Origin of the sequence: Thermacetogenium phaeum DSM 12270 (genome assembly GCF_000305935.1) — a bacterium.
Taxonomy (GTDB): Bacteria; Bacillota; DSM-12270; order Thermacetogeniales; family Thermacetogeniaceae; genus Thermacetogenium; species Thermacetogenium phaeum.
The window spans coordinates 2042412-2057658 of the sequence record NC_018870.1 but is presented as its reverse complement, the minus strand read 5'-3'; the positions used below and the strand labels follow the sequence as shown (position 1 = coordinate 2057658).

General features: G+C 58.1%; 14 protein-coding genes. 11 read left to right on the top strand and 3 right to left on the bottom strand.

All coding sequences use genetic code 11. The annotated features are described in order from the left end of the window. Positions 1-64: 64 nt before the first annotated feature. From TPH_RS10085 to TPH_RS10030, 11 genes are all read left to right on the top strand, one after another. Positions 65-1072: a proline racemase family protein gene (locus TPH_RS10085; protein WP_015051101.1), complete on the top strand. Its 1008-nt coding sequence runs from the start codon at positions 65-67 to the stop codon at positions 1070-1072. A gap of 431 nt (positions 1073-1503) precedes the next feature. After that, positions 1504-2964, top strand: coding sequence for a trimethylamine methyltransferase family protein (locus TPH_RS10075; protein WP_015051100.1), 1461 nt, complete (start codon positions 1504-1506; stop codon positions 2962-2964). Between the two features lie 11 nt (positions 2965-2975). Continuing rightward, complete coding sequence (locus TPH_RS10070) at positions 2976-4427, top strand: trimethylamine methyltransferase family protein (RefSeq protein WP_015051099.1); 1452 nt, start codon at positions 2976-2978, stop codon at positions 4425-4427. A 62-nt stretch (positions 4428-4489) separates the two neighbouring features. Further along, entirely contained in the window at positions 4490-5122 is a 633-nt protein-coding gene (locus TPH_RS10065) for a corrinoid protein (RefSeq protein ID WP_015051098.1), read from the top strand. A gap of 67 nt (positions 5123-5189) precedes the next feature. Next, the gene (gene glmS, locus TPH_RS10060) at positions 5190-5603 is read left to right on the top strand and encodes a methylaspartate mutase subunit S (protein ID WP_015051097.1); all 414 of its coding nucleotides are present in this window, start codon (positions 5190-5192) and stop codon (positions 5601-5603) included. After that, a complete protein-coding gene (gene glmL / locus TPH_RS10055) occupies positions 5600-6976 on the top strand; it encodes a methylaspartate mutase accessory protein GlmL (protein ID WP_015051096.1) in 1377 nt (458 codons plus the stop codon). The genes glmS and glmL overlap by 4 nt, the downstream gene beginning before the upstream one ends. Further along, positions 6973-8424, top strand: coding sequence for a methylaspartate mutase subunit E (locus tag TPH_RS10050; protein WP_015051095.1), 1452 nt, complete (start codon positions 6973-6975; stop codon positions 8422-8424). The genes glmL and TPH_RS10050 overlap by 4 nt, the downstream gene beginning before the upstream one ends. Before the next feature lie 7 nt (positions 8425-8431). Further along, complete coding sequence (locus TPH_RS10045; protein ID WP_015051094.1) at positions 8432-9688, top strand: methylaspartate ammonia-lyase; 1257 nt, start codon at positions 8432-8434, stop codon at positions 9686-9688. A 16-nt stretch (positions 9689-9704) separates the two neighbouring features. Next, on the top strand, positions 9705-11063 hold the full coding sequence (locus TPH_RS10040; protein ID WP_015051093.1) for an acyclic terpene utilization AtuA family protein: 1359 nt from the start codon (positions 9705-9707) through the stop codon (positions 11061-11063). Further along, positions 11060-11395, top strand: coding sequence for a DUF4387 domain-containing protein (locus TPH_RS10035; RefSeq protein ID WP_015051092.1), 336 nt, complete (start codon positions 11060-11062; stop codon positions 11393-11395). The genes TPH_RS10040 and TPH_RS10035 overlap by 4 nt, the downstream gene beginning before the upstream one ends. Beyond that, positions 11382-12311 carry an alanine-tRNA synthetase second additional domain-containing protein gene (locus TPH_RS10030; RefSeq protein WP_015051091.1) on the top strand — a complete coding sequence of 310 codons (930 nt, stop codon included), beginning with the start codon at positions 11382-11384 and terminating at the stop codon, positions 12309-12311. Before TPH_RS10035 ends, TPH_RS10030 begins: the two co-directional genes overlap by 14 nt. Before the next feature lie 16 nt (positions 12312-12327). Here TPH_RS10030 and TPH_RS10025 read toward each other — a convergent pair whose 3' ends face one another. The 3 genes from TPH_RS10025 to TPH_RS10015 all read right to left on the bottom strand — a co-directional run bounded on the left by TPH_RS10025 (position 12328) and on the right by TPH_RS10015 (position 15241). After that, on the bottom strand, positions 12328-13077 hold the full coding sequence (locus TPH_RS10025; RefSeq protein WP_015051090.1) for an HAD-IIB family hydrolase: 750 nt from the start codon (positions 13075-13077) through the stop codon (positions 12328-12330). After that, positions 13061-14335 (bottom strand): glycosyltransferase, encoded by a 1275-nt coding sequence (locus TPH_RS10020; RefSeq protein ID WP_201764442.1) that lies wholly within the window; start codon positions 14333-14335, stop codon positions 13061-13063. The genes TPH_RS10025 and TPH_RS10020 overlap by 17 nt, the downstream gene beginning before the upstream one ends. Positions 14336-14581: 246 nt before the next feature. Then, complete coding sequence (locus TPH_RS10015; RefSeq protein ID WP_015051088.1) at positions 14582-15241, bottom strand: ABC transporter permease; 660 nt, start codon at positions 15239-15241, stop codon at positions 14582-14584. Positions 15242-15247 lie beyond the last annotated feature (6 nt).

Sequence of the window (15247 nt, the reverse complement as noted above, 5' to 3'; positions counted from 1 at the left end):
AGATCTTTCGGTCCGGGAACTTACTGTTCCCGGACCGAAAGATTATCATGTGGGAGGGATGAGAGTGCAGTTGGAGCTCGTATTGAGTGTGATCGATTCACATACTGCAGGTGAACCCACCAGGATCTTCTCCGGAGGCCTTCCCCGCCTACATGGCAACACCATGCTGGAGAAGATGCTGTATATGCAGCGGCACTATGACTGGATCCGCACCAGCACCATGATGGAACCCAGAGGGCATCGTGAGATGGTCGGAGCGGTCTTGACGGAACCCACTCACCCTGAGGCCCACGTCGGGGTTTTTTACATAGATTGCGGCTACTACGCACCCATGTGCGGAGCGGGGGCGCTGGCGGTGGGCAAGGTCCTGGTGGAAACCGGTCGGGTTCCGGCGGTTGAGCCCGTGACGACGGTAGTGCAGGAGACCCCTGCCGGCCTGGTGAAGACCTACGTGGAAGTAAGGGATGGGGAAGTTTTGTCGGTATCCCTGGAAAACGTACCCTCATTCCTGTATCGACAGAATATCCCCTTGGAAGTTCCGGAGATCGGGCGGATTACGGTGGATATCGCTTGGGGAGGAAACTTTTTTGTAATGGTTGATATAGAGCAGGTTGCAGCCGGTATCGACGCCCTACCGGTCCACCGGCTGGCCCGGCTGGGGACCGCAATCCTGCAGGTTGCCAGAGAGCAGGTCAAGGTGCAGCACCCCCTGGCCCCCCAGATCACTTTTCTCAATGATCTCATGTTTTGCCAGCAGCCGGACAAACCGGGCGCGCCTTACCGGGGATTCGTGGTTTTCGGAAATACCCAGGTCGATCGTTCCCCTTGCGGGACAGGTACGTGCGCCCGTATGGCCAGGCACTATGCCAGGGGTGAGCTGAAACTGAACGAGACATTCGTCCATCAGAGCCCTGCCAAAACGCTTTTTTACGGAAAGCTGATCAAAGAGGTGAAAGTAGGCGATTTTACGGCCGTTGTTCCGGTTATTCAGGGTGAGGTATTTATCACGGGGTTCAATCAGTTGGTAATCGACCGTCGCGATCCGCTGAAAAAGGGCTTTCTCCTTGATTGACCGATAATATATTCGCCCCCCCTCTATCAATCTCTCCGCCGGGAACTATATTTCCCGTGCGGAGGGATTGATTTTATGCATACGAAAGTGGCAGGCAAATAATCTTTGCAGTTATAGGTGGTTGGACATCGGTCGGTTCTTGTGCAAAAATAATGTGCGGTTCGAAGTGATACGCCTTGGCCGCTCCGGCCCAGGCACCACCTGTCCAATACCCTTTTTCTGGGGAGAGCGGTTTGAGCTCAAAAAAGAGGCAGCAAAGGAGCTTCTTGTTCGGATCGTCTCGAGGCTGTTTGTTCTTTTTTGTGAAAGCGGGTGGTTCCGGTGAGCAGCTGGTATGATTCTTGCTTTGAATGCTGGGTGTAGTCTAAAAGAGATGTTCAGGCGAGCTTGTTTGCAGTGATTCTGAAGATGTTTATAGAGGAGGTTTAATTGTGGATAGATACAGATCAAACTATGAGGAACAGATAACACCGCGACTGACCTGGGTCTCCGATTCCCAGCTGGAGCAGATCCATTATGCTTCCTTGGAGATCCTGGAGCGTACCGGGACGGTTGTGCAGAACCAGGAGGCACTGAAACTGCTAAAGGATGCGGGCTGCCGGGTCCGGGAGAACCGGGTGTGGATCCCGGCCTGGCTGGTAGAGGAATGCCTGCGCCTGGCGCCCAAGCGCATTTGCATCGCCGACAGGCTCGGCAGGCGGGTGATGCCGCTGGAGAAGAACCGTGTTTATTACGGGACGGGCTCGGATCTTCCCTTTACCGTAGATATAGATACAGAAGAGAGAAGGGTGTCCTGCAAGGAAGACGTCAGCCGGGCGGCCAGATTGATGGACTACCTGCCGAACTATGATTTCATTATGAGCTATGCCATTGCCTCCGATACCAATCCCCGTGTCAGCGACCTGCACCAGTTCGAAGCAATGACCCGAGAGAGCAGCAAACCGGTTATTTTCACCGCCCACAATGCAGCAAACACCGAAGCAGTGATCGAGATGGCGGCCGCCTGTGTCGGCGGAGAGGACAACCTGAGGAGCAACCCCTACATCATTCTCTACTCCGAGCCCATCTCCCCCCTTATCCATACCGATGAGGGGGTTGCCAAGATGTTCAAGTGCTTTGAATACGACATTCCCGTCGTCTATACCTCCGGGGTCCTGGCCGGGGCGACGACGCCGGTAACCAAGGCAGGGTGTATCGCCCAGATCAACGCCGAGGGGCTGGCGGGAGTGGTAATGGCGCAGCTGAAGAAGAAGGGTGCTCCGATCATCATCGGAGGGGGAGCAACCCCGATGGACATGAAGACCACCGTCACCCTCTACGGGGCGCCGGAGACCTCCATGAACTACGCCGTCATGACGCAGCTCGCCCAGTTCTACGGGCTTCCCAATTTCACCGAGGCGGGCTGTGTCAATGCCCCTCTGCCCGACGTGCAGGCAGGGGTGGAAGCCGCCATGACCATCATGCTGACCCAGCTGGAGGGATGCAACCTGGTGCACGACGTGGGCTATCTGGAGGGAGGCAAGACGGGATATCTCCCCTTCCTGGCCATCTGCGATGATATCATTGACATGGCCCGCTACACCGGAGCCGGAACCAGGATCACGCCGGAGCACCTGGCGGTTGATTGCATCCATGACGTAGGCCCCGGAGGCAACTTCATGGGGCACGGCCATACCTTTAAGTACTTCCGGGAAGAGATCTGGTCACCCCGCTTCTTTGTAAGGTACCTCTGGGAACAGTGGGAGGCCAGGGGGAAAAAGACACCGCTGGATCTCGCCACGGCGAAGGTCAGGGAGATACTGGAAGAACATCGAGCCGCCGCCCTCCCCGACGGTGCGGTGGAAGAGATGCAGGCGATCATCAGGCGCCGGGAAGCGGAGTGCCGGGATTAGGGGGCGGAACGATGGAATACGCCAGCAGCCACGGAGCGGGGATGGCTTTTCGAACCCTTTCCCCGGAACAGATCCGGGAGATCCACAGCGCCAGCTGCCGCGTCCTGGAAGAGGTGGGCGTTGTGGTGCACCACGACGAGGCGGCGGATCTCTTGAAGCGGGCGGGGGCCTACACAGGCAGCGACGGCCGGACCTATATCCCCAATACCTTGGTGAAACGGGCGCTCGCCACCGCCCCTTCGAGGATCACCCTTTACAACAGGTTGGGCGAGCCGGCCCTGTGGCTGGAGAAGTCCAACGTCTACTTTGGGACGGGTTCCGATACCCTGGTCTACCTCGATCCCTTTACAGGGGAGCGCAGACCCTGGCAGAGTGCCGATGTTGCGATGGCGCTGCAGGTGGTTGACGCCCTCCCCAACCTCGACTTCGTTATGTCGATGGGGCTGCTGTCTGACGTCGACAGACGGATGATCAACAGGGCTCAGTACGCTCTGATGCTCAAAAACAGCATCAAACCGCAGGTGGTGATCGCCGAGGACAGGGGGACGGTAGAGGATATCTTCGAGATGGCTGCTGCTGCCGCCGGCGGGAAGGAGGCCCTCAAGCACCGGCCGCTTTTTGTTCTCTACTGCGAGCCGACCTCCCCGCTGCAGCTTCCCTTTGAATCGGTGGACAAACTCCTGCTGGCCGCCGAAAACCGGATTCCGGTCAATTTCGCCTGCGGTGCCGTGGCCGGCGCCTCCACCCCGATTACGGTTGCCGGAACGGTTGTCCAGGCCAATGCCGAGGCCCTCTGCGGGCTGGTGGTGCACCAGCTGAAGAATCCGGGCGCACCTTTCCTCTACGGATACGGCGATTCTCCTCTGGACATGCGCACGATGATGGCGGTGTACGCAGTACCGGAGGCGCTCCTGCTCCAGGGTTGCCTGTGCGATCTGGCCCGCTATTACTCCCTGCCTTCCTGGGGTTATGCAGGGTGCGGCAGTTCCAAGGTTTTTGACGAGCAGGCCGTGGTCGAGGGAACCATGTTTACCCTGATGGGCGCTCTGCAGGGGTGCAACCTGATGCATGACGTCTTTTACATCGAGTCCGGGCGCACCGGCTGTCTGGAAATGCTGGTGTTGACCGATGAGGTTGTCTCACGGGTAAGGTACCTCCTCAAAGGGGTGAATACCACCCCCGAGTACCTGGCCGTAGAGGCCATCATGCGTGTGGGCCCCGGAGGCAACTTCCTGGGGGACGAACACACCGCCAGGCACTTCAGGGAGAGCTGGGGGAGCACCCTTTCCGATTTCAATAACTACGAGACCTGGGCGGCAGGAGGCTCCAAGACCATGGGTACCCGGATCCGGGAGAAGCTGCGCGAGATCATGGATAATTACCGACCGACGCCTCTCGCTCCAGATACCGAACGGGAGATCGACGGCATCCTGCGCCGGGCGGAGGAAAGGCTCGGCGGCTGACTTTGCGGTAGCCGGTTGAACCTGCCGATTAATTTTAACCTGAAAAAATGGAGGGATGAAGCATGAGCAGCCTGAAGGAACTGATCGATCTGGTAATAGCAGGTGATGTTCAAGGGGTGAAGGAGGCCACGAAACGGCTGCTGGAAGCGGGAGAAGAGCCGCTCCGGGTTATCAATGAGGCACTGATCCCCGGAATCAATGAGGTGGGGGTCCGCTTTAAAGAGGGAGAGATGTTCGTGCCGGAAATGATGATGTCCGCCCAGGCCATGAAGGCGGGCGTCGAACTGGCGAAAGAGAGGATCGGTGGAGCCGAGGTGCCCGCCGCAGGGAAGGTGGTTATCGGTTCTGTCAAGGGTGACCTGCACGATATCGGCAAGAACCTGGTGATTATGATGCTGGAGAGCAGCGGTTTCAGCATCGTCGACTTGGGTGTGGACGCAGCGCCGGAAAAGTTCGTGCAGGCGGTAAAGGAACATCAGCCGCATTTGGTGGGAATGTCCGCCCTTTTGACCACCACCATGCCGGTTATGCAGGAGGTCATCGCCGCCCTGGAAAAAGAGGGGCTGCGGGATACGGTTAAGGTGATCATCGGAGGTGCCCCGGTTACCCGGGAGTATACAGAGGAGATCGGAGCCGACGGCTATGCGCCGGATGCCGGAGCGGCTGTGGAGCTCTGCAAGCAACTGGTGAATTAAGCCCCAACTGATCGCAAGAGCATTCTCTGGCGCGTCCGCTTAGGGCTCTCTTGAGGAGGCGGGACCGGTGTCGCGGAAGGACACAGTAGTGCTGGGTGTGATTGGGGCCGATGTGCACGCGGTTGGCAACAGGATCCTGGAAATGAGCCTCAGGCAGGCCGGATTTAAGGTGGTCAACCTGGGAGTGATGGTTTCCCAGGAGGAGTTCATCAACGCCGCCATTGAAAGCGATGCCGCGGCCATCCTGGTTTCCTCCCTCTACGGCCACGGTGAGCTGGACTGCCGGGGTTTGCGGGATAAGTGCCGCGAGTCCGGCATCGGGGAGATCTTGCTCTATGTAGGGGGAAACCTGGTCGTGGGCAAGAGGACTTTTGCCGAAGTAGAGCGGCTCTTCAGGGATATGGGGTTTGACCGGGTGTACCCGCCGGGAACCCTTCCCGAGGTGGCCATCGCCGATTTGAAGAGGGATCTCGGTCTATGAAGGCTTTGTTGATCGATTTCGGCAGCACCTTTACCAAGGTGACTCTGGTGAGCCTCGATCCGCCGGCACTGCTGGGTACCGCTCAGGCCCCGACCACGGTGGAGACGGATCTCAGGGAGGGGTTGTTCGCTGCCCTGAAGGCATTTCCTTCGGGGCTTTTGGAGGGGGTCAGGCTCAAACGGGCCTGCAGTTCTGCCGCAGGTGGTTTGAGAATCGTGGCCGTCGGGCTGGTGCCTGCTCTGACGGTGAAGGCGGCCCGGGAGGCCGCGCTGGGAGCCGGTGCCAGGGTCGTGGCGAGTTTTTCCTACACCCTCACCCGCCGGGAGATCGAGGAGATCAATGCCTTGCGGCCGGATCTGCTGCTGTTGGCCGGGGGTACCGATGGAGGGGAGCGCAGAACCCTCCTTAAGAACGCCTCCCTGATCGCCCGCTCGGGGCCGGGGGTACCGGTGGTGGTGGCCGGAAACAAGGAGGCGGCGCCGCGGGCAGCTTCCCTTCTGGAAGGCAGTGTTCCCCGGGTGGTGGTAACCGAGAACGTCTTGCCCGAGATCAACGTGCTCAACCCGGAGCCCGCCAGGAAGGCGATCAGGGAACTCTATCTGGACGAGATCACCAAGGCCAGAGGGCTGGAGCAGATCCAGCAGGAGTTCGGGCTGGCCATGCCCACCCCCCTGGCGGTGATGAAGGCCGGAGAGCTGCTGCAGAAAACCCTGGGAAAGGATGTCGTTCTCGTTGACGTCGGCGGGGCCACTACGGATGTGCATTCCTTCTGCGAGGGAAAACCGCTGACACCGGGGTGCGTCTACAAGGGGCCACCTGAGCCTTTCGCCAAGCGGACCGTCGAAGGGGATCTGGGGGTTCGGGTGAGCGTCCTTTCTTTACTGGAGGCAGTAGGCGAAGACGCCGTACTGTCTCTTCTTCCCTTTGCGGTAAGCAGGGAAGAACTCAGAAGTTATGCCGCCAGGATAAATGCCGGTCGGGGAGCCATACCCCAGGACGAGAGGACGGCGGAATTCGACCGGGCACTGGCAACAGCCTGTATCCGGGAAGCCCTGCGGCGGCATGCCGGCCGTTTAAGAGAGGCCTACACCCCGGAGGGAAGGATCTGGATTCAGGAGGGTAAAGACCTGACCGGAGTGGAGGTGCTGGCAGGCACGGGAGGGGTGCTGGTGCATGCTGCAGATCCCGCTGCCCTGCTTCAAGAGGCCGTCAGGCAGAGCGACCCTTTGGTCTTAAGCCCGCGCCGTCCGGACCTTTTCCTGGACGGCTCCTATCTATTGGCTGCGGTCGGACTCCTGGTTGACGTATGTCCGGAAGCGGCGCAGGTGCTGTTGAGAGAAACGCTGGAGCATGCTGGGAGGTGTGCTTTTTGAGCCTGCAGGACCGCAAGTGGGAGATCGAACGGTTCTTTCAGGAGCGCACTGAGGTGCTGGCTGCCTGGCCGAGCGGCAGGGGGGTGGATCTCGAAGAGGCGCTGGCCTATCACAGGGGTTTACCCAAAGAGAAGGTGGCTTATTATAAGCTCCTGAAAGGTCAGGCTGAGGGCCGCATTTACCTGCAGCCGCGGGCCGGTGTTGCCCTGATCGACGAGCACATTGCCCTGCTGAGATCTCTGGAAAAGGAGGGCGAGGCCGACTTTTTACCCACCACCGTCGATTCCTACACCAGGCAGAACCGTTATTCCGAGGCGGCCAGGGGAATCAAGGAATCCAAAGCGGCTGACCGCTCCCTGCTCAACGGGCTCCCGGCGGTTAACTACGGGGTGAAGAACTGCCGCCGGATCATCGAGGCGACCGGCGTTCCGGTACAGGTGCGGCACGGCACTCCCGACGCCCGGCTTTTGGCGGAAATAACCCTGGCGGCCGGGTTTACGGATTTTGAGGGCGGTGGAATTTCCTACAATATCCCCTACGCCAAGGACGTGCCCCTGGAGCGCTCTCTGCTCCACTGGCAGTATGTGGACCGCCTCTGCGGGTTCTACGCCGAGCACGGCATCATCATCAACCGGGAGATGTTCGGCCCCCTTACGGGGACGCTGGTTCCACCTTTTATCTCCCACGTGGTGGGGATTATCGAGGCCTTGCTGGCGGCCGGGCAGGGAGTCAAGAGCATCGCTATAGGCTACGGGCAGGGGGGCAACCTGATCCAGGATGCCGCAGCACTGCGGACCCTGGCCCGGTTGGGAAGAAGCTATCTGGACCGCTTCGGCTATTCAGACGTCCTCCTGACGACGGTCTTTCATCAGTGGATGGGAGGTTTCCCCCAGGAGGAACCGCGCGCTTTGGGTGTGATTGCCTGGGGAGCGGCCACTGCGGCTCTTGCCGGTGCCAATAAAGTGATCGTGAAAACACCTCACGAGGCCATGGGTGTGCCCAGCCTGGAGGCCAACCTGGCCGGGCTGCTCTGCACCCGCCAGGTGCTCCGGATGCTGGCGGAGCAGCGGGTTCCGGAGACTCCGGAGCTGGCCGAGGAGGAAAGCGTTATTGAAAGGGAGGTCCGGGAAGTGTTCGACAGGGTACTGGAGCTGGGGGAGGGGGACCTGGCCGTGGGAACAGTCAGGGCGTTTGAGGCGGGTGTCCTCGACATTCCTTTTGCTCCCTCCAGGGCTGCCCGGGGAGGCATCATGCCGGTGCGCGATGCCAGTGGGGCGATCAGGCTCCTGGACACGGGCAACATCCCCTTATCCGCCGAAATCAAGGATTTTCACAGGAAGAAGATCGAGGAGCGCGGCCGGCAGGAGAAGCGGGAGCCCGGTTTGAGAATGGTGATCGACGACATCTACGCCATCAGCAAAGGCCGGCTGGTGGGCAAGCCGAGGTGAGGAAAGAATGCGCATCGAAAAGGTATTGGCATCTCCGGGGCTGACTGGTTTTTTCTTTGACGACCAGCTGGCGATCAAAATGGGCGCCCGGGAAGACGGAGCGGCCTACCGCGGGGAACCGCGCACCCCCGGATTTACCTCCGTCAGGCAGCGGGGGGAGTCTCTCAGCATCATGCTGCTCCTCTCCGGGGGGGAGGTGGCCTACGGGGACTGCGCCGCCGTGCAGTACTCGGGCGCCGGGGGGCGGGATCCGCTGTTTCTGGCGGAAAGCTACATTCCCCTGGTGGAGGAATACCTCGGAGAAAGGCTTGCAGGGAGAGAGATCACGGGATTCCGGGAGATGGCGGAGGAGATCGGCTCCTTTACCACAAGGGACGGCAGGCGCCTGCACACCGCCGTTCTCTACGGATTGACCCAGGCTCTGCTCCATGCCGTCGCCCTCAAAGAGCGCAGGCTGATGTGCGAGGTGCTCTCCGACGAATACGGAACCGGCCTGACCCTGGAGCCCGTTCCGGTCTTCGCCCAGACCGGTGACGAGCGGTTTACCAACGCGGATAAGGCTATCATCAAGCGGGCCGACGTTCTGCCGCACGGGCTGATCAACAACGTGGATTCGAAGCTGGGCAGGAACGGGGAAAAACTCTGTGATTACGTCGGCTGGTTGAGCAGGCGGGCGCGGGAGCTGGCAGGGGAGGACTACCGCCCCGTCTTGCACATCGACGTCTACGGTACTCTGGGGCTGGCCTTTGACAACGATCTCGAGCGGATCGCCGATTACCTGGCCCGTCTGGAGAGGGCGGCCGCTCCCCTCAAGCTGCGGATCGAGGGCCCCATCGACATGGGCTCCAAAGCCGGGCAGATAGAGGGCCTGCAAAGACTGAAGGTTTTGCTGGTCGTCAAGGGGGTATCAGTGGAGATCGTTGCCGACGAGTGGTGCAACACCCTCGAAGACGTCCGGGACTTCGTAAATGCCGGGGCCGCCCATATGGTACAGGTCAAGACGCCGGACCTGGGGGGTATTAACAACACCGTGGAGGCCGTCATCTACGCCAAGGAGCGCGGCTGCGGTGCCTATCTGGGGGGAACCTGCAATGAGACCGACCGCTCCGCCAGGGTCTGTGTCCATATAGCCCTGGCCACCCGACCCGACCAGATGCTGGCCAAGCCCGGGATGGGGGTGGATGAAGGGATGATGGTGGTCGTCAATGAAATGCAGAGGGCCTTGCGGATCCTGCGCTATAAAAGAGGCGGGGATGTGATTTAGGGGAGATGTGATTTCAATGAAACAGATGGTTTTGCTTTCCCCGACGGCTATACTGGGATACGGGTTCCCGGCGGTCTCCTTTGAGAACGGGCTTTCCTGCAGACCCCACGTCATCGCCGTGGACGCCGGCTCCACCGACCCTGGGCCCTACTACCTGGGTTCCGGCAAACCCTTCGTGCCCCGCGGCGCGGTCAAGCGGGATCTCACCTTTCTGCTGCGGGCGGCGCGCACCCTGCGGATCCCGTTGCTGATCGGGACCGCCGGCGGCTCCGGGGCCAGGCAGCACCTGGAGTGGTGCCGCAGGATCATCCTGGAGGTGGCCGAGGAGGAGGGGCTCTCCTTTAGGATGGCGGTGATCCCGGCCGATGTCTCCAGGCAGAAACTTGCTGAGGCGCTCCGGCAGGGGAGGGTCAGCCCGCTGGGGCCGGTTCCGGAACTCACGGAGGAGGCCATCAACGAAAGCACCAACCTGGTCGCCCAGATGGGGGTCGAACCTCTGATCGAAGCCCTGGACGGAGGGGCGGAGGTCGTTCTGGCAGGGCGCTGCTATGACCCGGCGGTGTTCGCCGCCCTCCCCATCAGAGAGGGCTACGATCCGGGGCTCTCCCTGCACCTGGGCAAGATCCTGGAATGCGCCGCCATCGCCGCCGTTCCCGGGAGCGGCAGCGACTGCATGATCGGTTTTCTGGAGAAGAGGCGCTTTCTGGTGGAGGCGGCCAGTCCGGAAAGGCGGGCCACCACGGCCTCGGTGGCCGCCCACACCCTCTACGAAAAGAGCAACCCCTATCTGCTGCCTGGCCCCGGCGGCGTCCTGGATTTGCAGGGGACGACCTTCCGGCAGGTCAACGGCCGCAGGGTGGCCGTTGCGGGAAGCCGCTTCCGTCCGGTCTCCCCCTACAGGGTTAAGGTTGAAGGGGCGAGGAAGATCGGCTACCGTGTGGTTTCTATTGCCGGCGCCCGCGACCCCAGATTTATCTCCGCTCTGGAGGAGATCCTGGCGGGGGTGCGTGAACGCACCGAGGACAACTTCAGTTCCGAGCGCCGGAGGTTCCGCCTGGCCTTTCACGTCTACGGCAGGGACGGTGTGATGGGGAAACAGGAGCCCCGCCCCGTAGCGGGGCATGAGGTGGGGATCGTCCTGGAGGCGGTGGCGGAGAGGGAGGAGCTGGCGGAAGCGGTGTGCGGCTTCGCCCGGTCCACCTTGCTGCACTACGGTTTCCCCGGGAGGCTGGCCACCGCCGGGAACCTGGCCTTTCCCTTTTCTCCTTCGGATTTCAAGACCGGCGCTGCCTACGTCTTTTCGGTGCACCATCTGCTCACACTGTCTCACCCCCGGGAGATCTTCCCGGTCAGCTTCGAGGAGGTGCGGTCGTGAAACCGCTGGTGGAACTGGCCCAGGTGATCCGAACCAAGAACGCCGGGCCCTATGAGTTAACCCTGGATATCATCTTCAAGGATCGGGAGAGCTACGAACGGGTAAAGAGGAACGGCAGACTCAACGCCGCCTTGATCGCCCGCCTCTACGGGGTGCCCGAGGAGGACATCCTGGAGGTGGTCTACTTCGATCCAGCTTTGGCTTTTAAGGCCACCATGAAGAGGCCTCTCCCCTGTGGGGATCCGGGGGAAAGGGACATCTACGGGGCGCAGCAGCACGCTCCGCTGCTGGATTTGTGTCTGCCCTGGGGGGATGAGGATGAAGGTTCATGAGTATTTGATGCATTCAGTTTACTTTGCTCCGCGCGGAAAAAAGAGAATCCACGAGCTGGGGGCTCACTTGACCCAGCGCTACCTGGACGCCGACGACCTGCTCATCGGGGTGATCGGTGACGCCGGAGCGGGGAAGTCTCTGTTGATCCGGGGGATGTTTCCCGGCCTGGAGCTTTCCAACGATGACGAGAGGATTAATGTGCGCCCTCTGCCGCTGCTGCATGACGCCGAAAGGGGCGACTTCGAACACCATACCTATCATTTGGACGTCAGATTCGAAATGGCTTTTACTCAACCCGGCCTTCTCGCCGAAGCGGTCACAAAGGCGGTTTTCGAAGGTTGTCGGGTGGTGGTGGAGCACTTTGAGATGCTTTATCCCTTTATCAAAAGGAACGCCCATGTTCTGGTCGGGGTAGGGGAAGAGGTGATCATCGCCAGACCGGGGATCTTCGGCCCGTACCCGGAGGAGATCAAGTCCATCGTTTTCCCCTCCCTGCGCTACCGCAAGATGGCCCATTCGGCAGAAGACATCACCCAGAAGGTGCTGGAACAGATGGGGCACCCCCCTGCCGACGACCACGGGGACGTGCGCCACGGCTTTATGCTTTGCTACTACCAGAACCCCCCGCAGGTGAACCTCACCCTGGTGGAGCGCCTGGTCCGGGAGGTAATCGAACAGGATCTGCCGATTACACCGGCGGGTGAAAAGAGGATCTTCATCGGGGAGGAGCGGTGCCGCTGCACGGGGCCGCGCATCCACGTCAGCAGCACGGGGGAAATCAAGAACTTCCGCCTTCTTAAAGATTACGTTTTCGACCCGTTGACCGGGGAGTACGGAATAGTCGGCCTGGTCGGGGAGGAGCCGAGGAGCTTCTTGACCGGCGGGGAGCGGAGGCTGTTCGATGCCCCAGAGTGAGTGCCCTAATGCCCTTTTAATCGATCATCCCGTAGGATCGCAGGCCCTCCAGTATTCCTCCTGCATAGTGTGACTTTGCCAGATAAGCCTCCTGCGAAAGCTGTTTAACGCTTTCTATCAGTTCCCGCTGCGCGTTGCCGACCACGATTCCCTTATAACCTTTTGAAAACAGAGACAGATCATTCCCGCTGTCACCGCAGACAAAAGTATCCTCTCTTTTAATGCGGTAAAACTCCTGTACGTATTGGAGGGCCGGCCCTTTTCCGGCACCGGCAGGGATAACATCGATGAACCGCTCCATTGAAGGTACTATTGTAGCGGGCATACCGGCTTTTCTTAAAGATTCGGAAAGCCCTGCTATGACCTCTTGGAATCTTGTTTTGTCCGTGTAGTAGGCAAGACGAAATCTCGCCCGCACCCCTTGCTCTTGCAAACCCGCTATTCCTTCAATTGCAGACCTGATTCTGCCCTCATCCCACCGGGATGCCATCAAGCCGTCCCATACCGCATCCGCTCTCAACCAGGGGGGCGTATAGATCTCTGTTCCGACATCTGTGATCAGCACTTGGGGATGCAGCAGATTTTCCCCGAGGATGAGCTGCCAGGCCGATAATAGGGTTCTCCCTGTGACGTAGACCAGAAGGAAGTTCCTCTTATGTATTGACATAACATGGTTGAATTCGGCCAGTGCCGAACGGCTGCCTACCAGTGTGCCGTCGAGATCTGTTGCCAGGATGTATCTCGGATGATTAATTTCTCCTCTCATCGGCAACACCTTTATAAATTGCCAGGAGGTCTGATGTTGTTTTCTCCCAGCTGTATTTTTCCCCGTGAAGCGCTGCTTGTCTTGCCATCTCATTCCTGGCCCTTTCATTCGTCAGAAGATAATTTAGGGCTATTGCCAGGTCTTTGGGGTTTTTCGGCTCCACGAGCAGACCGGTTTTGCCGTGGAGCACATTTTGCTGGAGGCCTCCCGTTCGGGAGGCGATCACGGGGCATCCACAAGCCATCGCTTCTACCGCAACCAGTCCGAAGGATTCGTAATATGATGGGACTACCGTGACCCAGGCACCGGAGTACCAGGAAGGGAGCTCTTTATGCTGTACCGGCCCTGCGAAGATGATCCGCTCGGAAAGGCCTTTTTCCTGAATGAATTTCAAATATCTCTTTTTTTCGGGGCTGAGCTCCTCCGGCGGCGTATCCAGGCTGTCGCCGCCGACGATTACAAGCATGGCCTCCGCCAGCGTTGCGGGATGGTTTTTCTTTAGGATATCCAGCGCTTTCAAGAGAACAGGCAGCCCCTTGTTTTCTTCAAACCGCCCCACGAAAAGGATGATTTTTTTGTCCACTTGCAGAATCTCGCCCGCTTTGTTGTTCTCGGAAGGACGAAACAGTTTGGTGTTGACACCGCAGGGCACCATGGAAATTTTTTGGGGTTTTACAGAGTAATAGTTTGCTATTATTTTTTGCTCGAGTGGTGTTGTGGCGATCACCTTGTCCGCTTTTTGCAGGACTTCTTTTTCGATTTTGAGGCGCGTCGAAAACAACGGGTTGTCCGCATCCAAGGCCTTCTTTCTAACGATGCCGAGTGAATGAGAGGTATGGACTCTGGGGATGCCGTAGCTCTTCTGCAGCTGCAACCCTACCCAGCCAGAAAGCCAGTAATTGCTGTGGATTAAGGTGTAATTGTTGCCTGTCCCTATATGTTCTTTTAGCTCATTCAAAAATCTGGGAAGGAGCTTCAGCATCTGACTTTTGGGTTTAAATCCTTTGTGCCCTGCCGGAAGTCTTATTACTTGAGAGTTTTTACCCAAAGGTTCTTTATTAGGAGCCTGGGGGTCTGAATGGTGGGTAAAAACATCTACGGCGATTCCCAAGGAGTCGAGCGCCTTCACCAGCTCCCTGACGTAGACATTTTGGCCTCCGGACTGAATCTTGCCCAGCTTGGCAAGAGGATCCCCGTGGACGGAGAGGAACAGCATTTTGCCGCGAAAGCCCATGGTTACCTCCCTAAAAACAATCAATTGCCTGCTGCTTTCCTAGAGTGTTTATATTATCATTTCTCTTTACTAACCCCCAACTGTATTTAATTTTTGCAACACAAGAAAATCCGTGATTCTTTTTTGTACTTAAAATCATGAAATCTTCCCTCCACAGAAGAATTTTTTCTAAACTCACTTAAACGCTAAATAAAGGTTCCAAAATTAATCGCTTAAGCGTGGCTTCTTTTGGATTCCTTTCTCCATTTACCCTAAAAATTATTAGACTCCTTAGAGCCTTTCTAATCCATAACGCCTGTCTACTTGACGTTCAAACTGGCCAATGATCCTGTCCAAAAGAATGGTGGCAACAGCAACGACCACAGTTCCTGCTATAAGCATGCTGTCATTATAGGTTCGCATTCCCTGCATAATAATACCGCCCATTCCCCCACCACCGATGAAAATTGCATATGTGGCTACTGAAAAGTTCATTACCATCGAAGTGCGTATTCCCGCAAATATTACAGGAAAGGCAAGCGGCAACTCAACCCGGAAAAGCAATTGCCACCTGTTTGCTCCCATTCCTAAGGCAGCCTCCTTAGCAGCAGGAGACACCTGTTCGATCCCAACACAGGTATTCCTTGTTACCGGCAATATCCCATAAATGGTTAAAGCAATAATTGCCGGTTTTGCACCGATACCCATAATCGGTATCAGAAACCCGAAGAGTGCAAGAATAGGGATGGTATAGAGAACACCGACAACTCCTATCACAATATCACGAAGTTTCTTGTTTCGTGATATAAAAATACCGATAATCACACCTAGCGACACAGCAAAGAGACTAGCCCAAATAACGAGCATGACGTGGCTGATGAGAGCTGAAAAAACAACGTCTTTCTTCGTAACAAGAAACTGCCATGCTTCCACAAAAACATCGAATTTCACAAAATT

Bases quoted from the DNA above. Each gene is read 5' to 3' on its own strand.
- TPH_RS10070 (WP_015051099.1), top strand. From the start codon at position 2,976: ATGGAATACGCCAGCAGCCACGGAGCGGGGATGGCTTTTCGAACCCTT.
- TPH_RS10065 (WP_015051098.1), top strand. From the start codon at position 4,490: ATGAGCAGCCTGAAGGAACTGATCGATCTGGTAATAGCAGGTGATGTT.
- glmL (WP_015051096.1), top strand. From the start codon at position 5,600: ATGAAGGCTTTGTTGATCGATTTCGGCAGCACCTTTACCAAGGTGACT.
- TPH_RS10045 (WP_015051094.1), top strand. From the start codon at position 8,432: ATGCGCATCGAAAAGGTATTGGCATCTCCGGGGCTGACTGGTTTTTTC.
- TPH_RS10040 (WP_015051093.1), top strand. From the start codon at position 9,705: ATGAAACAGATGGTTTTGCTTTCCCCGACGGCTATACTGGGATACGGG.
- TPH_RS10030 (WP_015051091.1), top strand. From the start codon at position 11,382: ATGAAGGTTCATGAGTATTTGATGCATTCAGTTTACTTTGCTCCGCGC.
- TPH_RS10025 (WP_015051090.1), bottom strand. From the start codon at position 13,077: ATGAGAGGAGAAATTAATCATCCGAGATACATCCTGGCAACAGATCTC.